Raw genomic sequence first — 20,019 nt, 5'->3', positions numbered from 1 at the left:
GTTTAGATGCTTAAAAAATAGGGAGGAACACTGATGGGTAATTCAGATTCAGATCTTTTAAAAGAATCTTTTGAGGCGACACATTTTCAATTAAGCGGCCATGGCAAGCGGAATGCTGGGGTTTTGAAGGAAGCTTTTGATCAAGTAGAGGATACAATGCCAAGCGATCATTATGGACAAGGAGAAGTAATTGAAGCTTTTCAATTAAAAATGGCAAAGCTATTAGGAAAAGAAGCCGCTGTATTTTTTCCGAGTGGCACGATGGCCCAGCAAATTGGCTTGCGAATTTGGTGTGATGAAAAAAAACTAAAAAAAGTCGCTTATCATCCTTTGAGCCATTTGGAAATTCACGAAGAAGACGGCTTAAAAGAGCTGCATCACATCCATTCAGTGCTTCTGGCAGAAAAAAACCGAGTCATTGAGTTTGAAGACATCATCGCTTTAAAAGAAGAAGTAGCTTGTATATTGCTTGAACTGCCACAACGGGAAATCGGTGGGCAGTTGCCAACCTATGAGACCCTTTTGAACATTTCAAATTGGTGCCGGGAGAAGGGGGTCAAGCTTCATCTAGACGGAGCCAGGTTGTTCGAAGTATTACCGCATTACAAAAAGTCTGCAGCAGAAGTCACGGCACTTTTCGATAGTGTTTATATTTCTTTGTATAAAGGAATTGGCGGCATAGCAGGAGCGATTTTAGCTGGAAGCCGTGACTTTGCAGAACAGTCGAAAGTTTGGAAACGACGTCATGGCGGAGACTTGATTTCATTGTATCCATATCTTGTTTCTGCAGACTATTATTTGGGCAAACGGTTTGATAAAATGGAAAAGTATTTTCAAGATGCCAGAGAACTGGCAAAACAATTTAACGCTTGTGAGGAAGTTTCCACGTTGCCGTTAGTTCCTGTTTCAAATATGTTTCACGTTCATTTTAAACAGCCAAAAGAACAAATAGCGAGCTTATTGGCAGAAGTGCAAAAAGAATCAGGGATTGGATTTACGAGCTATTTGCAGGAAGCAACGAAAGAAAGTTGTTATTTTGAAATCAGCATGGGTGATTTATACCATGTCATACCAAAGGAAAAAATAGACTCTGCTTTTCTGTTGCTAAATCAAAGAACCCGATTATAAATTGAATATATAAAAATAAAACCCGCAGATGAAAATCCATTTCAGCTGCGGGTTTTATAAGAAATCAGGAAATAGACCACTTTTTATAAGCGGGGTTTAACGTGTAGGACAGCATATGTTCTACAATTTCTCTTGTTTCCGGCTGTTCTATTTCCACCCAGTGTATGGTGATTAAAGCAGGGATTTCATGAGAAGAATCCGTGTGATGCAGAGAAGAAGAGCTGCAATTTTTGAGTTTGGCAAAATGGCGACGAATACGGTTATAAATCGGTGCACCTTTTCCGATATAAAGAATTCTTTCGTCAGCATCACTGAAAATGTAGATTCCTTTGGCTACACCCATATGTTTTTTAATTTTATTCAACAGTCGGGTCGTATCAGCATTTAACAAAAACGGAACGTTCTCAATCGATTTCCACTTTTCTTTATCAAATGCATAATCTTCCTTTTTCAGTAAATCTAAAATTTTATCTCTCATTAGAAATCCCCCTCACCTTATCCACAGTTTATAATTGGTTCTTTAAAGAACGCATGCTCTCTGCAAGCGCTTTTTTAAAAGCTTGATCTGGGTACCTAAGCATTTTTCCGTGTCCAACAGCAAGAATTTGAGGATTCAACGCCCTTAATTTCTTGGCGCTTTCAAGAGCAATCGCTTTGTTCCACGTAGCAAGGGCCGGAAAAGGAAATAACGGTTTTAAAGTACCTGACACTGCAATTCCTCCACGAGTATGTAGGGCATCTCCAGCAATAAGGCTGCCATTACGTAGGTCAAGAAGGGAAATTGAACCTGGGGTATGCCCAGGAGAAGAAACAACCTTTAAGGAACCAATGTGATCTCCATCATTTAGTAACAAGTCAGGGCAAGTTTGTATATTTTTTGGGATTCCACCTTTGATGGGAGATTGAGGTTCCTCAGCTAAAAGTCTTTTATCACCTGCTAAAAGGCGAGCATCCCTTGTTGAGATACTGACTATGGCAGAGGGAAAAGCACTTTTTATAGTATCCAGCGCCCCAATATGGTCACTGTGTGCATGTGTAAGAACGATATGTTTAATGGGCTTTCCAATTCTTTGGGCAGTTTGAAGAATCCCTTTCGAACTGAAAGGAAGCGCAGCATCGATAAGCGTTAAGGTATCGTTTTCTTCAACAAAATAGCAATTTACAGGAAAAAAACGTGGCATAAAAGACATTTGATAAACTGTACCTATCTTTTTAACTCGCATAAAGCGTCCTCTCCTTGGATACAGCAGTCTTGTAATCATTCTAACTAATATATTGCATTTTAGCGATACTATCTTAAAAATTTGAAAAAATTAATTAATTGAAAACCCTTACATTAATCGTTAATTAAATGTAAAAAAATAAAACCGCTACCCAGTAAATTTTAGGAAGCGATTTTAAAAATTTCTACAATAAAAGCAAAGTAAATATTTAAATTATAACCCTGCGGTTTTTTTCAAAATGTCACGACGTATTTTCTCTTTTCGATTTTTGTACTCTTCTTCCATGGATTTTGATACAGAGATAGAGTGGTCATTTGATATAAGTTCTTGGCGCATCATGTCTATTACAGCATAAAAAATTTGATCAGTACGTTTTTCAAGCTCGGTAGCAGCTGCACTGTATTTGTTATAAAAGTAAGGATAACTGATGCTCTGATCATTTTCTTCCATTTCAAAGTATTCATTTTTTGCTACCTCAATTAGATTATTTAAACTAGCATTCGCTTGACGTTCGATATCAGCGATAACTGGCTCATATTTCGATTTGATGTCATTAACTGTTGATTTACCTTTTCCTTTGTAATTAGGGTTCGAATATTTTTCGATAGCATCAGAACTTTTCCTGTTTGAAGAAGAAGTCTTAGCTATTTCTTTTGTTTCAGAATGGGAGAGTTCTTTTCTAAACTTTTCCATGCGGATAGCTTCGTCACTACCTTCTACATGGCGCATTAAATTTCCATGCTTGTCCAATACAATCTTTGAGCCGTCAGCTAATTCAATGACATATTCTTCTTTAGTGATTGAATCCACTTCAGCATCTGCAATGTCGTACTCCTTAAAACCAAATAAATAAATAAGATATCCAGACGCACATAACAATAGAACACTAGCTGCAAGTAAAGTTTTTTTCATTTCACCATCCTCCTAAAAATAATATTTCATTTGTAGTTAAGAATAAACTGGTAAATTATTAGAATTGTTAGAATTTTATCATGGAAGAAAAAACTTATCAATACAAATAATGGTGAAAGCAAATTTACTTGGATGATAAATTTTATTAAGAAAATTATTTGAGATAAAAAGCTCTATTTACGTATTAGAACTAGAGATAAACGTAACTATCAAAAGAGTCATGTAATGACTGGGTCATTGTAATGAAGGGGACTAAAACATTTTAAGAAAGACGTTTGTGTTTGGAGGATTTAGAAGAATTCATCCTTTTTTGCTTGAATACTGTGAGTACGAATATAGGCAATTGGATCATTCGCTTAATCCGTGTAGGCTGAGAAAGTAACCGATAAAGCCATTCCAAATTGTATTTAAGCCAGATGCGGGGTGCCCTTTTTACATGGCCTGATAGAACGTCAAAACTTCCCCCGACTCCCATGATGACAGTTGAAGGGAATAAATGTTTATATTTCGCGGCCCAATTTTCTTGTAGGGGTACACCAAGACCAATAAACAAAAAATCGGGTTGTGTTTCTGCAATTTCTTCTGCCACAACCTCTCCATGTCCAGAATACCCATCTTTTGTTCCTAATATTTTTATACACGGGTAAAGTGAAGCAGCATTTTTAGCTGCAACATCGGCTATGCCTTTCTGTGAACCAAAAAAGTATACAGATTTTCCTTGCGAACTGGCATAGTTCAAAAAAGTATGGAGCAATTCGTAGCCGACTATTTTCTCTTCTAAAGGTTGTTCGAGAATTTTAGAAGCCAACATGACGCCAAAACCATCAGGAATAATAAAATCCGCTTTTAATAAAGAAGCATGATAAATGGCACTCTTATGTGCAGTCATTACAATTTCCGGATTGGCTGTAACTATAAAGACATTTTTTTGCTGATTATCAATCTGATCAAAAACTTTTTGGAGCAGCTTTTCTTTAGTGAGATTGTCAATTAAAGTGTTGATAATTAATACTCGCGATTGTCTCATGAGCGCATCCTCCAAGTTCAATAATGCGAATTATCGAGGTCAAATCTAAATATTCTAAAAATTTAGATTAACATTAATTTATCATATTAAATTTTAATAAGCAAAAAGTAATTTCTTTAGTTACAAAATACGCTCTCAAAGTAATAAAAGAAAAGATTTGAAGTTATTTAAAAGTAAAGCAAAGGTAAATTAAACTATAAAATTTCATATTTTAAAAAAGAAAGAAATTAATGAAATAGAAAAAGAAGATGGACAAATAAAGTTTCTCCACCTTCTTTTTCTATTTATGACTCATAACTTATTCGCTTTTTATTAAATCGGCTACTAAGATATAACGATCTGGCGCGTATCCGACAAAATCAAATGGATAACAAGTAGAAACTGTGAGAGTTGCTTTTGGTTTCGGTACGATGACCGTTCGGTCTTCCCGATCAACAATACGAACTTGCCTTACTTTATAAGTAAACTTTCCGGCAGAGGTTTCCACAACAAGTAAATCGCCTTTGCCCACTTCTCCAAGCCTGCGGAAAACCGTGTCCCGGTGGCCGGACAATACCGAGTTGTCAGATTCACCAGGAAGTACGCTTTCTGCAAAATGGCCAACGCCTTTTTCCAATTCTTCTTCGTCTGTTCCATGGAAAATAGGGAGTGTGGCATCAAGCTTTGGTATTTGCAAATCCCCAATAGTATCTCCTTTTTCAGGAGCTTCTGAATAAAGAACTTTAGGCACTGGTATTTTCTCAGAATCTTTTTCTCTTGGTTCAGATTTAACTATGTGTTCGGTAGTATGGCTGTCATTTCCGGCTTGTTCGGTTTTGAATAGCAGGTACCCTTTCAAAAAAGTGGATGCATTGGTCGTACTGAACCATGCGCCAAAGACAATAAGAACAATTGACAGGGAAAGAAGAACCAACCGTTTTGCGGGTCTGGTTCTTCTTTTTCTTAAATGATCTCTATTCATCAATTAAATCCCTTGCGCTTTAAAGCGACGGTACAAGATCACTCCAAGCAATATAAGCATCAAGCCTGTCAAGGTGTTTATTACATACGACGAAGCTGTATCTGGCAATTTACCGCCTTTTATCGTCTGTGTAACAGGAGCAGCTTTTGTACTGGTCGGTGTTTTAGTGATGGGTGATGGAGCTACGACTACAGTTTTGCCTGCTTCCTTAATATCTTCACCGGTTTCTTTAATGATGTCCGAACCGAACATATCAGCCGTTAAAAGGATGTCAGCTAGAAACGTGCCTTGAGTATTGTATATTTCAACTAGCAAATTGTATCCATTGACTGTTTCAAGTGATAATAACGTGCTTAAACCAATTTCTTTTTTATCGGTATCTTTTACAAGAAAATATTGCGTCTTCAATTCGAACAAATCAAGCAACTCAGTGAAAACGTCCAGAATTTCGGCAATCTCTTCAGCTGATAATTCTTCAGCAGAGTCAAAATTACCAATCAGCATCATTCGTTCTGAAAGTGCCATTGCACGCTCTTCAAAAGCAGGAGTTTCGATTGGAAGGGTATTTAAATGTGCTTCAAGACGTTCCAGTTCCTCGGTCGTTAAGCCTAGTTCCTCGAACAAGCCAGAAAATTCAACGCCAATGTCTGTACTAAAAATGTAGTAATCAATAGCTTCTTCCAAAGCTTCTACTGTGTTGTAGTTATTGATTGAATCATCGTACTCATTTAGAAATGACTCTAAGTTTTCTTTTGATTCGAACTCATAAGTGTCAATCAGCTGTTGAAGTGTTTCATCTGTCAATGGAGTTTCTATGCTCTCAGCCAAATAAAAGCCAACATATTCATCAAGCTCTTCTGCAAATAAGAGCCATTCCGAATCTAAAACATCTTGACCTTTTTCAATATCTCCATTCTCTTCTAACAAAGCATTCATTTCTGCGCGAGTAAGGCTATATTTTTTGAGCACTGGAGGAATAGCGGCTTCTGATATAGGAGTTCCCAAGTCATCTACTACATCGAAATCTTCCAATGAATAATCTTTGCTTTTCAAGTAATCCAGATAAGCTTGCTTTTCCCATTCGATTTCTTTTAAGAATGCATCTAGTTCTTTTGAGTCTGATTCAATAGCGAACGCGAAATTTGGAAAAACTGAAAATGCAAGTACTGCTACCAATAAAAGTGATAAAAAACGTGTCATTCTTCTCCTCCTAGAAAATACTGTAATATCTTGAATAGTATAACCGTATAATAGGAGTTTTAGAATGGGTTTAAATACCTATAAAAATCCTAACTTATATCTTTATAAAAATAAAATCTGTTTAACTTAAATTTTGTAAGATGCATTATTTTGATAAAATGATATAAAAATATCTATAATTTTTAAGGAAGAATAATTAAATAGCGCTTTATATACATAAAAGATATAATGCTAAATAAGTCTAATTATTTCGATAAATATGGAACGAATATGATACTTGTAAAGACATATAGTTTTGTATTTTGGGACGGTGATAATAAGAATCGAGTCGATGTACGGCAAAATGGTAGATTAAGTAAGATAAGCGGCAAACAGAATATTTGTACTATGGATGATCTGAATAGGATGGACAACTCTGAGTGTGAAAGTTTAAATTAGGTGCTAATGGAAGAGGGGCAGGAAAATGGGAGACATTTACTTTGAAGAAAACTACGGGCGTCTATATGAGGAAATCGAAAACGGCATACACGAAGTATTTAAATTTCACCATGACTTAGGAACGGTGAGGCATTTATTCATAAAACGCCCTATCCCGAAAGAAATAGACGGGAAAATATATTACGACCTGATAAGCCCTTATGGCTATGGCGGCCCACTTATTTTAAATTGCCAGCAAGGTTCTGAAAATGAACTTGCCGCACGATTTAAGTACAGTTTTCAACAATACTGCATGGACAACAATGTAGTCAGCGAGTTTATCCGTTTTCATCCAGTCGTGGAAAATGCCGAACATTTCAAAGAGTGCTACGACGTGGTCCATATCCGCAACACTGTAGGGACAAATCTCGAAGGGTATGACGATCCGGTAGCTTCGGAATTTTCGAAGAGTGCAAGGAAAAATATCCGGCAAGCATTGAGAGCGGGTGTTGAGTTCCGGGTGACTGTCAACCCGAATAATGTTAAAGATTTTAAGGAAATTTATTATTCCACGATGAAACGCAATCATGCCGATTCCTATTACTACTTTGATGATGGCTACTTTAATAAGCTTATTCAGTATTTCCACAAGCATATTCTCTTAGTGGAAGTGATTTATGAGGGACGCGTCATCGGAATGGGCTTAAATTTCATTTACGGTGACTTGATCCATACTCACTTGTCAGGCACTTTGGAAAACTTTCACCATCTGTCCCCTGCTTATATCCTGCAATATGCATTAGCCATTTGGGGCAAAGAAAATGGCATCCGGCTGATCCATGAAGGCGGAGGAAGAAGCAATAGCCTGGATGACAGTCTGTATTTGTTCAAAAAGCAGTTTGGCAAAAATACCGATTTCAAATTCCAAATTGGACGAAAAATTTGGAACGAAGAAATTTATCAGACATTGTGCAAGGCAGCGGGAGTTGAAGAAAGCGCTGAATTTTTCCCGGCTTACCGGACCAAATTGTTAAAAGAATATAATATCGTTTAAAGCAGTGTGTTTTAATCACTTCTAGTGAAATAATGATTCTAATAAAAGGCGAATAAAATTATTTGTAAAGTTAAGTTGAAAAGTACAATCCCGAGAACCAGTGAAACGGTTTTTCGGGATTTTTTTGACAGAAACTAGTTATTTAAGGGTACTATTTGAAAATGTCATAGAACTTTTGACGCTAACAAGCTATAATAGAAATAATATTTTAGATTATTCAGATAAGAGGTGTTGTGGATTGCTCCTATCAGTTTTTGAAGTTGTCGAATATTCATTGGAAACGAAACAAAATCGATAAAACATGAAAGGGGTTTGAGAATTGGCTGATTTGTATTTTCATGAGAATTATGGCCGGCTATATGAAGAGATGGAGAATGGCAGCTGCGAAATATTTGAGTTTAATCATCAGCTCGGCTTGATCAAGCATATGTTCATTAAACGGGAGATTCCGGTAGTGATTGAAGGGGAAATTTATTACGATATCGTTACACCATACGGCTACGGCGGCCCTTTGATTGTTTCATGTGTACCGGGTTCGCAAAAAGAATTGGCTGATAAATTTCTGCAGGCTTTCAGCGAATATTGCGTACAGAACGACATAATCAGTGAATTTATCCGTTTTCATCCTGTGCTTTCGAACGCTGATGACTTCATGGATTGCTACGAGGTTTCTTATATCCGCAATACAGTTGGTACGCAGCTGAAGGAATACGAAGATCCGGTGCAAAAAGAATTTTCAAAATCTACCAGGAAAAACATCCGAAAAGCTTTAGAAACAGGTGTGCAATATCGATATACCGTCAATCCTCAGGATGTCACTGAGTTTAAAGCGATTTATCACCGCACGATGGAGCGCAACAATGCCGATTCGTATTACTATTTTGATGATGCCTATTTCGATAAGCTGCTTCAATTCTTTGGAGAAACCATCTTGATGGTGGAAGTGCTATATGACGGCCAAGTAATTGGAATTGGCTTGAATTATGTATATGGCGACAACATCCATACGCATTTATCGGGAACGCTTGAAGAATTCCACCATTTGTCTCCGGCTTACATTCTTCAATATGCATTGGTGCTATGGGGCAAAGAGCATGGCTATGAACTGATCCACGATGGGGGCGGCAGGACAAACAGTTTGGACGACAAATTGTATATGTTCAAAAAGCAGTTCGGAAAAAACACTACTTTCAAATTTTATGTTGGCCAAAAAGTTTGGAATAGCCGCGTGTATGATGAACTCTGTAAAATGATGGGTACTGAACAGGAAACCGAATACTTTCCAGCCTACCGCTCTGTTTTAAGGAATGATTCCTTAAAAACAGTGAATTAAAGGAAGGACGAAGAAATGAAAGCAGGAGATCCAGCAAGTGGATCTCCTGCTTTTTTTATCTGTCCTTTTCAATCATTTTCTTTTCGATTATTTTTACTATTTAAACTATTTAACCTACTTTTAACCTAGACGCTTTAGTATAAGTTTCAATCAATAAGTTTAATGGAGGTGGAAGGCGAATACAGCTTATGGCCTTACAATCATTCGCCTTTGATCCGCCGGAAGTAAAGGTGAAAAACAGTAGAAGAGGCATGGCATTTGAAAGCAAATCGGTGCAAGCTACCAAAGACCAAGAGTACAAGAATAAGCGCAAATGAGGTAGAGATACATGGAAAAAACCGTTATCGCCATTATGACAGTCATTGTAGTTACAAAAATACTTGGTTTTTCAAGAGACATTTCCCTTTCCTATTTTTACGGCGCAGATGGATTAACGGATGCCTACCTGATATCTACAGATATCCCGACCGCATTTTTTTCTTTTGTCGGTATGGGGATTGCTGCCAGTTTCATCCCGATTTTCACAAAGATACAGGAAACTCAGGGGGTAGGCGAAGCAAGAAAGTTTACCTCGAATGTCATCAATATGGTTCTGCTTGTATCTACTGGAATCGTGGTTCTGATCTTGCTTTTCCCGCAAGCGATCGTCAAAGTGTTCGCTTCTGGATTTGAAGGAGAAACTTTAAAAATCGCCATAGACTTTACGCGCATAGCAGCACTCAGCATTTATTTCACCGCTCTGATTTATGTGTTCAACGGCTATCTGGAAGTCCATAAACGCTTTCTGCCAACTGTCCTTGCCGGTTTGCCGTTAAATTTGATGATGCTTTTTGTCATCTATCTCAGTTCATTCACAAATATTTACGTTCTTTCAATCGGGACGCTCGTTGCCGTCGTTATCCAATTTCTGTTTCTGATTCCGTGGATCCGCAAAACAGGGTACCGCCACAGTTTTAAATTAGCGCCGAAGGAAAAGAACCTGAAGAAAATGATGTATTTAGCGGTGCCGGTCATTATCGGAGTTTCAGCAGATCAAATTAATGTACTGGTCGACCGAACACTGGCTTCGCAGATTGTAGAAGGCGGCATTTCCGCTTTGACTTATTCCCACCGTATTATTTTCTTCATCCAGGCCATTTTCGTGACAGCTGTCGTGACGGTCATGTTTCCTAAAATCTCCAAACTGGCAGTCAAAAAGAATATGGCCGAACTGAAGCACATTGTGGGGAAAATCATTACCACGGTAGCCTTGATCGTCATCCCGGCTGCTGTTGGCATCATGATCTTTTCCACACAAATTACGGAATTGCTGTTTGGCAGAGGAGCATTCGAGGCGAGTGAAGTGGCATTGACTTCAGGAGCGCTTTTCTTTTACGCAGTCGGCATGCTTGGTTTCGGCCTGCGCGAAGTGCTCGTCAAAGTTTTCTATTCGATTGAAGATTCCAGAACGCCGATGATCAGTGCCTTTGCTGCCATGGGCATGAATGTAGGGCTAAACCTCATCCTTTCCAGGTTTATGGGCATCAATGGACTTGCTCTTGCCACAAGCATCGCCACACTGTTTTGCACCGGGCTATTGTATTTATCACTTGTGAAAAAAGTTGGCTCCATGAATACAAAACGCATCGCGCTGGATATTCTAAAAGCGGTCATCGCCTCTATCGTAATGGGCTTTGCAGCTAAAAGCGTCTATTCGCTGCTGGTTGAAACGAGTAGTGAAATCCTGGCACTGGCTGGCGGCATTACTACAGGCATCCTGATTTACGCCATCATGCTCTGGCTTCTCCAGTTGAGCGATATCGGCTATTACAAATCGAGAATTCTTGCACTGGCAAAAAGGTAAAGAGCTGCAAACAAGAACCACAGTTTTACAGGAGGTGTTCCATCTATGCTCTTCGTATTGGCTTTCTTCATTATGGAAATTCTGGTCACCTATATGATCAAAGATTTTATTCCGCTGGGCGACGCTTACGGGATGCTGATGCTCCTCGGCGGAATTGTCGTCATCACGCTGTATTTATTCAGAGTCCTGGAAAAAGAGTGGCTGACCGTTATTTTTATCGGATTCTTTGTCCGGGTTATCGTTCTTTTCATCGATTTATATGTTCCGTCCATCACGATATTCTCAAGCGGGACGGATACGGAATATTTCCATGAAGTTTCACTTCTTATCGCCCAAGGCATGTATCCGCTGGAAGACGGCGCTACCAACTACGTTCCGTTTTTGTCAGCCATCTATTATATGATCGGCGACCAGCGGCCGTTCGTTCAATTCCTAAATGTAGCTTTCTGGGTGTTCGCAGCCGTTTACTTGCTGAAAGCGATGATCCACCTGAAAAGCGATAAGAAACTGATTTTTATCTCACTTCTTATCTTCGCAGCAATGCCGAACAGCATTTTCATGTCGAGCATCCTGCTGCGGGAATCCATCATTGTCTTTCTCGTCACCGTCTCCCTTTATTACTTTATCCGGTGGTTTACGGACGGCGAATTTTCTCATTTCTTGCTGGCGACTGTCTTAGCATTAGCATCAATGCTCTTCCATTCCGGCATGATCGGATTTGCAGCGGCTTATATTCTAGCTTTTCTGTTTCTTGGTTCGAAAACGGCGAACAAATCCAATCAGGCCCTTCTGTACCTTCTTTTCTTTGCCGTGCTCGGCGTAGTCATGTTTCAGAATGCAGAACTTTTTCTTGGCAAGTTCTTTACTCCGGAAGGGACCGCAATTACCGAAATCGAGATTTCAAGCGACGGCGGCTCAGTTTACTTATCCAGTTTAAGTGGATTGACCGGAATATCAGCGCTTCTCGTAGCGCCGCTTAAAATGTTTTACTTTATGTTTTCTCCCTTGCCGCTTGATTGGCGGGGCATGGGAGATATCGTCAGCTTCTTTTTCGACTCATCGGTTTACTTATTCCTGGTCGGCGCAACTATTTATGGCCTGGTAAAGAGCGATATGCCGATACGGAATAAAATTTTCATTCTGCTGTTCCTGATTGTTACGGTGTTTGTTTACTCGTATGGAACCCAGGCTGCAGGAACTGCGATGCGCCACCGCAATAAAATTATTCCGCTGTTGTTGATAACATTCACCATGTCGAATACAAAGCATTTGTTCACATTGGCAGAAGTTCGATGGAAGCAGAAAAAAGGAGAGCGGATTGCATGATGAACGACAAGTTGAAAATAGCGGTGGTCGGCCTAGGCTATGTCGGCTTGTCGATCGCGGCTACTTTTTCCAAAAAGTACAGCGTTATCGGATTTGACATCGATGATAAGCGCATAAAAGAGCTTTCTTCGGGCATTGACAGCACCCGTGAAGTAGAAGGGTGGGAAGCGGATGCCTGCACCATTGAATTTACAGTGGATCCGGCAAGGCTTAAAGAAGCCGGATTTATCATCGTAGCCGTTCCAACGCCGATTGACAGCAGGAACCAGCCGGATTTAAGGAAGCTGCTTGCAGCCTGCGAAACAATCGGGCAGCATATGAAAAAAGCCGCGGTCGTGGTTTTCGAGTCTACGGTCTATCCTGGAGCAACTGAAGAACAATGCATTCCGGTCCTGGAAGCACATTCCGGGTTTGAATCAGGAAGCGAGTTTTTTGTCGGCTATTCACCGGAACGCGTCCAATCAAAAGAGAAAAAACAGGCATATGCAAAAACAAGAAAAGTAGTTTCAGGGCAAAACGAAGCCGTCCTGGACTTTGTGGCATCGGTCTATGGAAGCGTCTTTGACGCCGGGATTTATAAAGCTAAATCCATCCGCATTGCTGAAGCCGCCAAAGTGATCGAGAACACCCAGCAGGACATCAATATCGCTTTCATAAATGAAATTGCACTTATTTTTAACCGTCTCGGCATTGATACCAATGATGTATTGGAGACGGCCGGAACCAAAAAGAGTTTCTTGAAATTCACACCGGGCCTTGTCGGCGGCAGACGAATTGGATTTGACTCCTATTATTTGAGCCATGTTGCCCAGGAAACCGGGTTTCATCCGGAAATGATTCTGGCGGGAAGGCGCATAAACGATGGCATCAGCAGATTTATCGCCAGAACCGTCGTCAAAAAGCTGGCCAAAAACAATATCACAGCCAAAGGGGCACGCGTTACAGTGCTTGGCATCACCGATAAAGAGGATGTGCCGGAACTCCGGAATTCCAAAGTGCTGGATCTTATCGCAGAACTGCAGGAATACGGAATTGATGTTCAACTGGCGGATTGCTGCACAGATCCAAAAGAGATGGAGCGGCGATACGGATTGGTTCTTACGTCGGAATTCGATCTGCTTCCTGCTTCGGCAGTCATTCTGGCAGTGCCCCATCAAGCATACAAAGAAGCGGGCTGGAGATTGTTCGAAAAGCTTCTCTTTAACAAAGAAGGATTGGTTTTCGATATTAAAAGCGTATTAAATCAAGACGAAAAACCGGAACAAATCGAGCTTTGGCGATTATAAGGAGGAAAGTACATGGCTACTGAACATACGAAATTATTGCAGAAACAGGCTAGATGGTCTCATTATGTAGCTCATATCTGCTCATGGCTTTTTGCAGTCTTGCTGCTGATTTTTTTGACGCCGCTTTTTGCGGTGCTCGGCATTCTTATTAAGTTAGATTCAAAAGGACCAATCTTTTTTAAACAAAAACGGGGAGGACGGAACGGAGAATATTTTATAATCTACAAGTTCCGTACTATGTATAGCGATCCCGTAAAAGAAAAACTGGATATTGATGTACTTGAAGGCGATTCAAGGATTACCAAAATTGGCCATATTTTACGAAGTACAAGTTTAGATGAATTGCCTCAATTGATCAATATTGTTAAAGGCGATATGGCTTTTGTCGGTCCACGTCCGACTGTACCTTCACAAACGGATCATTACAGCACATATCAAAAACAGCGCTTGCTTGTCAAACCAGGTGTAACGGGGCTAGCACAGATAAGTGGAAGAAATGAACTTAACTGGGATGAAAAAATTGATTTGGATATTGAATATATCGGTCGGAAAAATATCCGATATGACCTATATATCATCGTCCAAACGGTATTCAAAGTGATTAAATCCGAAGGAGTCTACGATCGGGAATAGTATGGACAGATAACAGGCTTTTACTAAACCAGTATCAACGAAGAAATGCGAAGCGATATTCGAAGGAGAGAGAGCAAATGGGAGCTAAAGTGATTCAGGCAGTGACCGTTTCAGAAAGCTTAGTTTTTATGGCTGGCCAGATTAGCCATTTGCAAAATAACGGATACGAAGTAAAAACCTTGAGTTCAGACGGCAAATATATAGATAGATTCAAGAAGATGGAAGATGTACCTATGTTGCTAGTGGACATGGAGCGGGAAATCTCGTTATTCAAAGATTTTAAAGCATTGCTGAAGTGTATTGGCGTTATCCGTCGGGAACGCCCGGATATCGTAAATGCTAGTACTCCGAAAGCTGGTTTGATTGTGACGCTTGCTGCTTATTTATGCAGAGTACCCATTCGGATTTATACGATGCGTGGACTACGCCTGGAAACTACAAAAGGCTTAAAGCGGAAAGTTCTTATTGCGGCTGAAAAAGTGGCAGTTGCTTCGGCCACGCATTGCCTAGCCGTTTCAGAAAGTTTAAAAACACAAGTAACGGAGCTAGAAATAGCGCCAAGAGAAAAAATATCAGTTCTCGGAAAGGGAAGCGGAGAGGGATTTGAGCTCTCGAAATTTCGTGTGACAGAAAAATCAGAAATTAATATTCAATGCATAAGGGAATCGTATGGATTGTCGAGCGAACATACCGTGCTCGGCTTTGTGGGACGCATGACAAAAGACAAAGGGATAGCGGAACTAGTTGATATATTTTTAAAACTTCATAAAACTCAACCGAAACTCCGGTTGCTGATTATCGGAGAGTATGAAGATGCGGATCCAGTAGAAGAAATGGTGAAACAAGAAATCCACGATAATCCTGCTATTTTTCATACGGGTTACCAAGCAGATCCAATACCGTTTTTTCATATTATGGATGTATTTGTCTTTTTGACGAAAAGAGAAGGATTTGGAAACGTTGCGATTGAAGCGGCACTTTCAAGAACTCCAGTAATCGTATCAAATGTAACAGGAGCTAAGGACACAGTTATAGACGGTGAAACTGGTTTTCTGGTAAATCCCGAAAATCCACAGGATATGTTGGAGAAACTTGAGCTATTGGTTCTTGCACCTGAATTGCGTCAGAAAATGGGTGAGCGAGCAGAACAATGGGCAATTGAAAATTTTAGCAATGAGACATTGTGGAATGAACTGGACCGTTACTATCAGGAGTGCCTTATCGGAAATATGAAAGCAGTTGAACAGACCCACTAAGCTAAGCATATACGATGTGCTTGAGGAGGATTTTATGACTTACTACTATATTGCAGCTAAAAATATTTTAGCTATCAAAACCAATATGAAAGAATTTAAATGGTCCTTCGGACACAATATGCCGGAGGGTACCCAACAGGAATATGAGGAGTGTGAAGTAAAAATTCACCTGGCTGTAGAAGAGTTCAATGAAGATGACCAACTAGAAGCTTTAGGAAAATATCATTACTTCAGTGGAGAGCCTGGCGAGAACAAAATTTACTACACGCGAAATTTGGCGATGAAAGAAAAAATGCGCATCAAGGCAGAGAATTTATTATCAGGTGAGCCGAAGATTACTGTGAACCGAAATTATTATAAGTTGATTACGCATCGCATTATGAATTTGCATTCCATCGGATATATTTTAACAGATCTTGCTTGTGTACTTTTGTTAAAAAAAGGATATGCACCTATTCATTGTTCAGCTTTCAAGAAAAATCAGTCCTCGGTGGCTGTTTTTGCTCCGCCTGGCACAGGCAAAACTTTGAGCAGCATGATGGCTTGCGTGGACCATAACGCCCAATTTATTGCGGAAGATTTGGCGATTACGGATGGCCGGAAAATTTATGCTGTTCCTTGGACCAGTTCATTCCGTTTTTATTCGAATATGGAGCAAAGCAGAGGCTCCAAGCTGAAAAACAGGGCGACGAAGGTATTTCCACCCTTGGAATATGTCTCGTTCTCGAAAGCTACGCCGGTTACCCGCTATGTAAACAGCACCGAAATTCTGGATGCGGAAGAAGTGACGCATGTCGCGATACTGGAAAAAGGAAGCAGTGAAGTCATTATTCAATCCGAGCTCGAAGCATTCCGAAAGTTGATCAACTTTAACCGCAATGCCTTCCATTATTTAAAATCACCCTTGTTGACGGCTTATGAGTTTTTCAATCCGGACCTTAATATAGACGATGCCGCTTCTGCTGAAAAAGAAATATTGAAATTGCTGGTTCACAACAGCCAAAAAGTGTTTTCAGTCAAAGACGTCAATCCCACTCATTATGCCGAAATTCTAATCCATCAAATGGAGCAGAAAACAATGGCTTGACTTGAATGTGAGACAGAAAAAGGAGGGGGAACCATGGCCGTTAAAGTAATGCATGCAGTAACTGTTCCGCAAAGCCTGAAACTGATGAGGGGGCAGCTGGCTTACTTGAAAAGACAAGGGTACGAAGTAAGCGCTCTTTCATCAGAAGGGACTTACATTAAAGAGTATGAAGCGTATGAAGGCGTAAAAGTTCTGACAGTGAATATGGAAAGGGAAATTTCCCTCATACAGGATTTGAAGTCTCTCGTGACTTGTATTCGTTTGATCCGAAAAGAACGGCCGTATATTATCAATACGGGAACACCGAAGGCGGGATTGATTGTCACACTGGCCGCTTTCATATGTAGAGTGCCGATTCGTATCTACAATGTACTGGGGCTGCGGATGGAAACAACGAGTGGCCTGAAGCGGCAAATTTTGCTAACTGCTGAAAAAATCGCTGCCGCTGCTGCTACTGATATATTATCTGTGTCTCCTAGCTTAAAAGATCAATTGGTGGAATTGGGAATTGCGCGGGAGGACAAAATCCGGATTTTTGGTAAAGGGAGCTACAACGGCTTTGATTTAGAGGCGTTTAAACAGACCGAGCAGCTGCAGACGGAAATTCAAAGGTTGCGCAATTTATACGCGTTGACGAAAGAGCATATTGTGCTTGGCTATGTAGGTAGATTTACCAAAGATAAGGGAACTGAAGAATTAGTTGAATCATTCCTTCAATTGCATGAAAAAAATCCCGAAATGCGTTTGCTTCTTGTCGGTGAATTTGAAACTGGAGATCCAGTGAGCTCTCAGACTTATGAAGAAATCAATAACAATCCTCATATTATTTATATCGATTACCAACAAAATCCGATACCTTTTTACTTTTTAATGAACGTTTTTGTGTTCTTGACGAAGCGCGAAGGTTTTGGCAATGTCTCTTTGGAGGCGTCACTGGCAGGAGTTCCAGTGCTGGCAGCCGATGTGACGGGCGCAAAAGATACCGTCATTCCTGGAGAAACGGGATTATTGGTCAACCCAACGGATATTAAAGAAATTACGGAAAAAATTGCTTACCTTATTGCAAATCCTGAACTCCGGAAGCAATTGGGAACGAACGGCAAGAAATGGGGAGAAGAGCATTTCGGCAATGAACAGGTTTGGGGAGAAATGGATAGCTTCTACCAGCAATTGCTGATTCAAAAAGCGGCTGCGTTTGAAGTGAACTAACGGAGTTTGAGTTTGTAAACGACTCTGATTGGTTAGTATATTTCAGCATTAGCAATGCAAGAAACTTTCAGCCACTGAACAGACAGTTTCATAAAATGCCGCAATCACTCTTACAAGGAGTTGATTGCGGCATTTTATTTGCGCTATGATGGAAGCAGCTGGATAAAACAAAGCAAGGAGTAGAAAGATGAAGTATTTTGCGGTGTTTTTGCCCATGGCAGACCGGGAGAAAAGTGAGCGGTTCCGTCCGCAGCATTTGGATTTCTTGGAGAAGATGAGAAATGCCGGCCATGTACAGGCAAACGGAAAATTTACCGACGGGTCGGGGGGCCTTGTCATTTATGAGGCACTTTCTTTTGAAGAATGCGAGGCATATGTTAAACAAGATCCGTATATTCAAAATGGAGCACGAGCGTATGAAATCCATGAATGGGAAGCGGTATGGGCCGATTAGCCGCCGAATGTGTACGAAGCACAGTTTGGAGTAATTGAAATCAGATTTAACTTATAAAGCCGTCCTCTCTGTTTTGGAGAGGACGGCTTTATATTATTATTTTGTTATGGCAAAATCTGAATATGATTCTTTGGGACTTGGCCCATAGGCGTTAGTGCCTGATTGGCTGTCCAGCAAATTGAAAATAAACAAAGTGATCCAGCCGATAATCGGAACAAAAGTCAGCAGCAACCACCAGCCGCTTCTCCCGATATCGTGAAGCCGGCGTACAGTAACCGATATTGAAGGAATAATAATTAAAAGAGAAAATAGTCCGCCAAGTACTCCGAAATCTTCAGCCAATTCAAGCCCTGCAATCGCGTCTATAAAAGAGAGTGGAATGCTGATGAGCGTAGTGAACAGGACGAATAGCCAGAATTCCTTTCTTCTGGAGCGTCCGGAAAAGTCGAAAGACTTTTTAAACACGTCAACGAATTCTTTCATATGGTTCCACCACCTTTCAAAATTTAAGTCCAATTGATTATAACAAGTAAAATTCACTTAAGCTATTCATTGTTTAGTCAAAAGTTCTTGTAAAATGGTATATATGTGAAATTAATAAAACTATTTTAACCATATAGAGCTTATAATAGTATTTTTCTTTTTTAACACTTTAAACGGAGCGCTTGTACATAACCGTTAAATCTCTTTGAGAAAGTTTAATATGCCTTTGGAAAGGAAATATTATTTTAGTATCGCTTCCCTATGGATGGAAAGCGCAATTTGAAGAATGGGAAGTGGGAAAGCGTGAAAAAGGCAAAAGTATTATTAGCAGGATCACTGATTTTAAATATCCTGTTTATCGGGATTGGCGGGTACTTGATACATAAGCAAGGTGGAATTGCATTTATCAAAGAGCAAGTCGCCAATGCAACTTCTTCCCAAAAATATCCGGATTATTATGTGCAAAATAAAGACATCTTTGAATCCATAAGGGTGGCCAAAGCAGATAAAATTTTTGTAGGGGATAGCATTACCGATCACGGTGAGTTTCAGGAATATTATCTTGATCAGACCGTTTTAAATCGGGGAATTTCGGAAGATACTTCAGACGGCGTCTTAAATCGGATAGGGGAAGTAGCCGAACGAAGTCCGAAAGAAGTGTATCTCATGATCGGCATTAACGACATTGGAGCTGGAGTTGATGCTAAAACATATCAGAAGAACGTGGAAAAAATTATTGAGTCTTTTGATAAGAACTCTACGAAAGTAGTTCTTCAATCCATCTTGCCGATCAACAATCGTGATTTTAATAATGACTTGTCGAACAAAAAGATCCATGAATTCAATGCCATTCTTCAACAAATGGCACAAAAATATGGAGTCGACTATATTGATTTACATACAGCTTTTGAAGATTCGGATGGCCAGTTGAAAAAAGACATTACCATTGATGGCATTCACTTAAAAGGCGAAGGTTACAGAATATGGATGGGCAAATTAAATAATCGTTGAAAGATTGGAAGCATTTCTACTGGAAGTGCTTGAGCTTCTAGACAAAAGAATTTTTATACTTGAGAGATGAATTAACATACAACCGGGCATCCCGGATCCTCCGTTTCAGCCGGACGCTTTCCGCGGGCTCGCGCCGAACTAACTCGGAACTTACGTCCCGAGTGGATTTCGGCACT

Annotated in this window: 20 protein-coding genes; 13 read left to right on the top strand and 7 right to left on the bottom strand. The window is 40.0% G+C overall.

Features of this window, described 5'->3' with window-relative positions; translation table 11 throughout:
- Positions 1-33: 33 nt before the first annotated feature.
- Positions 34-1,128: a threonine aldolase family protein gene (locus tag QWY22_RS14530; RefSeq protein WP_300981542.1), complete on the top strand. Its 1,095-nt coding sequence runs from the start codon at positions 34-36 to the stop codon at positions 1,126-1,128.
- A 64-nt stretch (positions 1,129-1,192) separates the two neighbouring features.
- Here QWY22_RS14530 and QWY22_RS14525 read toward each other — a convergent pair whose 3' ends face one another.
- From QWY22_RS14525 to QWY22_RS14500, 6 genes are all read right to left on the bottom strand, one after another.
- Positions 1,193-1,606, bottom strand: coding sequence for a GIY-YIG nuclease family protein (locus QWY22_RS14525; RefSeq protein WP_300981541.1), 414 nt, complete (start codon positions 1,604-1,606; stop codon positions 1,193-1,195).
- Between the two features lie 28 nt (positions 1,607-1,634).
- On the bottom strand, positions 1,635-2,351 hold the full coding sequence (locus QWY22_RS14520; protein WP_300981540.1) for an MBL fold metallo-hydrolase: 717 nt from the start codon (positions 2,349-2,351) through the stop codon (positions 1,635-1,637).
- 213 nt (positions 2,352-2,564) lie between these two features.
- Entirely contained in the window at positions 2,565-3,263 is a 699-nt protein-coding gene (locus tag QWY22_RS14515) for a hypothetical protein (RefSeq protein WP_300981539.1), read from the bottom strand.
- 262 nt (positions 3,264-3,525) lie between these two features.
- Positions 3,526-4,290, bottom strand: a complete 765-nt coding sequence (locus QWY22_RS14510) for a WecB/TagA/CpsF family glycosyltransferase (protein WP_300981538.1) — start codon at positions 4,288-4,290, stop codon at positions 3,526-3,528.
- Between the two features lie 298 nt (positions 4,291-4,588).
- Positions 4,589-5,251 (bottom strand): class D sortase, LPxTATN-specific, encoded by a 663-nt coding sequence (gene srtD, locus QWY22_RS14505; protein WP_300981537.1) that lies wholly within the window; start codon positions 5,249-5,251, stop codon positions 4,589-4,591.
- Between the two features lie 3 nt (positions 5,252-5,254).
- On the bottom strand, positions 5,255-6,451 hold the full coding sequence (locus QWY22_RS14500) for a processed acidic surface protein (RefSeq protein ID WP_300981536.1): 1,197 nt from the start codon (positions 6,449-6,451) through the stop codon (positions 5,255-5,257).
- A gap of 463 nt (positions 6,452-6,914) precedes the next feature.
- Here QWY22_RS14500 and QWY22_RS14495 point away from each other — a divergent pair, with 463 nt between their 5' ends.
- From QWY22_RS14495 to QWY22_RS14445, 11 genes are all read left to right on the top strand, one after another.
- Positions 6,915-7,922, top strand: a complete 1,008-nt coding sequence (locus tag QWY22_RS14495; RefSeq protein WP_300981535.1) for a GNAT family N-acetyltransferase — start codon at positions 6,915-6,917, stop codon at positions 7,920-7,922.
- A 319-nt stretch (positions 7,923-8,241) separates the two neighbouring features.
- Positions 8,242-9,255, top strand: coding sequence for a lipid II:glycine glycyltransferase FemX (locus QWY22_RS14490; protein WP_300981534.1), 1,014 nt, complete (start codon positions 8,242-8,244; stop codon positions 9,253-9,255).
- A gap of 188 nt (positions 9,256-9,443) precedes the next feature.
- Positions 9,444-9,572 (top strand): hypothetical protein, encoded by a 129-nt coding sequence (locus QWY22_RS14485; protein WP_300981533.1) that lies wholly within the window; start codon positions 9,444-9,446, stop codon positions 9,570-9,572.
- 11 nt (positions 9,573-9,583) lie between these two features.
- Positions 9,584-11,098 (top strand): murein biosynthesis integral membrane protein MurJ, encoded by a 1,515-nt coding sequence (murJ, locus tag QWY22_RS14480; protein ID WP_300981532.1) that lies wholly within the window; start codon positions 9,584-9,586, stop codon positions 11,096-11,098.
- Positions 11,099-11,143: 45 nt separating this feature from the next.
- Positions 11,144-12,424, top strand: coding sequence for a glycosyltransferase family protein (locus tag QWY22_RS14475; RefSeq protein WP_300981531.1), 1,281 nt, complete (start codon positions 11,144-11,146; stop codon positions 12,422-12,424).
- Positions 12,421-13,710 (top strand): nucleotide sugar dehydrogenase, encoded by a 1,290-nt coding sequence (locus tag QWY22_RS14470; protein WP_367281283.1) that lies wholly within the window; start codon positions 12,421-12,423, stop codon positions 13,708-13,710. Before QWY22_RS14475 ends, QWY22_RS14470 begins: the two co-directional genes overlap by 4 nt.
- A 12-nt stretch (positions 13,711-13,722) precedes the next feature.
- The gene (locus QWY22_RS14465) at positions 13,723-14,343 is read left to right on the top strand and encodes a sugar transferase (protein WP_300981530.1); all 621 of its coding nucleotides are present in this window, start codon (positions 13,723-13,725) and stop codon (positions 14,341-14,343) included.
- A gap of 77 nt (positions 14,344-14,420) precedes the next feature.
- Complete coding sequence (locus QWY22_RS14460) at positions 14,421-15,599, top strand: glycosyltransferase family 4 protein (RefSeq protein WP_300981529.1); 1,179 nt, start codon at positions 14,421-14,423, stop codon at positions 15,597-15,599.
- 34 nt (positions 15,600-15,633) lie between these two features.
- Positions 15,634-16,686, top strand: a complete 1,053-nt coding sequence (locus tag QWY22_RS14455) for a hypothetical protein (RefSeq protein ID WP_300981528.1) — start codon at positions 15,634-15,636, stop codon at positions 16,684-16,686.
- A 33-nt stretch (positions 16,687-16,719) separates the two neighbouring features.
- Complete coding sequence (locus tag QWY22_RS14450; RefSeq protein WP_300981527.1) at positions 16,720-17,895, top strand: glycosyltransferase family 4 protein; 1,176 nt, start codon at positions 16,720-16,722, stop codon at positions 17,893-17,895.
- Positions 17,896-18,082: 187 nt separating this feature from the next.
- On the top strand, positions 18,083-18,349 hold the full coding sequence (locus QWY22_RS14445) for a YciI family protein (RefSeq protein ID WP_300981526.1): 267 nt from the start codon (positions 18,083-18,085) through the stop codon (positions 18,347-18,349).
- 96 nt (positions 18,350-18,445) lie between these two features.
- Here the strand turns inward: QWY22_RS14445 and QWY22_RS14440 are convergent, their stop codons facing one another.
- Positions 18,446-18,832, bottom strand: coding sequence for a DUF805 domain-containing protein (locus QWY22_RS14440; protein ID WP_300981525.1), 387 nt, complete (start codon positions 18,830-18,832; stop codon positions 18,446-18,448).
- A gap of 303 nt (positions 18,833-19,135) precedes the next feature.
- Here QWY22_RS14440 and QWY22_RS14435 point away from each other — a divergent pair, with 303 nt between their 5' ends.
- The gene (locus QWY22_RS14435) at positions 19,136-19,843 is read left to right on the top strand and encodes a DUF459 domain-containing protein (protein ID WP_300981523.1); all 708 of its coding nucleotides are present in this window, start codon (positions 19,136-19,138) and stop codon (positions 19,841-19,843) included.
- The last annotated feature ends 176 nt before the right edge of the window (positions 19,844-20,019 follow it).

The sequence above is a fragment of the Planococcus liqunii genome, assembly GCF_030413595.1.
Taxonomy (GTDB): domain Bacteria; phylum Bacillota; class Bacilli; order Bacillales_A; family Planococcaceae; genus Planococcus; species Planococcus liqunii.
This window is presented reverse-complemented; position numbering and strand designations above follow the sequence as displayed.

Excerpts from the sequence above, each read along its gene's own strand:
- QWY22_RS14440 (WP_300981525.1), bottom strand. The coding sequence starts at position 18,832 with ATGAAAGAATTCGTTGACGTGTTTAAAAAGTCTTTCGACTTTTCCGGA.
- QWY22_RS14460 (WP_300981529.1), top strand. The coding sequence starts at position 14,421 with ATGGGAGCTAAAGTGATTCAGGCAGTGACCGTTTCAGAAAGCTTAGTT.
- QWY22_RS14445 (WP_300981526.1), top strand. The coding sequence starts at position 18,083 with ATGAAGTATTTTGCGGTGTTTTTGCCCATGGCAGACCGGGAGAAAAGT.
- srtD (WP_300981537.1), bottom strand. The coding sequence starts at position 5,251 with ATGAATAGAGATCATTTAAGAAAAAGAAGAACCAGACCCGCAAAACGG.
- QWY22_RS14465 (WP_300981530.1), top strand. The coding sequence starts at position 13,723 with ATGGCTACTGAACATACGAAATTATTGCAGAAACAGGCTAGATGGTCT.
- QWY22_RS14450 (WP_300981527.1), top strand. The coding sequence starts at position 16,720 with ATGGCCGTTAAAGTAATGCATGCAGTAACTGTTCCGCAAAGCCTGAAA.
- QWY22_RS14475 (WP_300981531.1), top strand. The coding sequence starts at position 11,144 with ATGCTCTTCGTATTGGCTTTCTTCATTATGGAAATTCTGGTCACCTAT.
- murJ (WP_300981532.1), top strand. The coding sequence starts at position 9,584 with ATGGAAAAAACCGTTATCGCCATTATGACAGTCATTGTAGTTACAAAA.
- QWY22_RS14500 (WP_300981536.1), bottom strand. The coding sequence starts at position 6,451 with ATGACACGTTTTTTATCACTTTTATTGGTAGCAGTACTTGCATTTTCA.
- QWY22_RS14530 (WP_300981542.1), top strand. The coding sequence starts at position 34 with ATGGGTAATTCAGATTCAGATCTTTTAAAAGAATCTTTTGAGGCGACA.
- QWY22_RS14515 (WP_300981539.1), bottom strand. The coding sequence starts at position 3,263 with ATGAAAAAAACTTTACTTGCAGCTAGTGTTCTATTGTTATGTGCGTCT.
- QWY22_RS14470 (WP_367281283.1), top strand. The coding sequence starts at position 12,421 with ATGATGAACGACAAGTTGAAAATAGCGGTGGTCGGCCTAGGCTATGTC.
- QWY22_RS14495 (WP_300981535.1), top strand. The coding sequence starts at position 6,915 with ATGGGAGACATTTACTTTGAAGAAAACTACGGGCGTCTATATGAGGAA.
- QWY22_RS14455 (WP_300981528.1), top strand. The coding sequence starts at position 15,634 with ATGACTTACTACTATATTGCAGCTAAAAATATTTTAGCTATCAAAACC.
- QWY22_RS14510 (WP_300981538.1), bottom strand. The coding sequence starts at position 4,290 with ATGAGACAATCGCGAGTATTAATTATCAACACTTTAATTGACAATCTC.
- QWY22_RS14485 (WP_300981533.1), top strand. The coding sequence starts at position 9,444 with ATGGCCTTACAATCATTCGCCTTTGATCCGCCGGAAGTAAAGGTGAAA.
- QWY22_RS14525 (WP_300981541.1), bottom strand. The coding sequence starts at position 1,606 with ATGAGAGATAAAATTTTAGATTTACTGAAAAAGGAAGATTATGCATTT.
- QWY22_RS14520 (WP_300981540.1), bottom strand. The coding sequence starts at position 2,351 with ATGCGAGTTAAAAAGATAGGTACAGTTTATCAAATGTCTTTTATGCCA.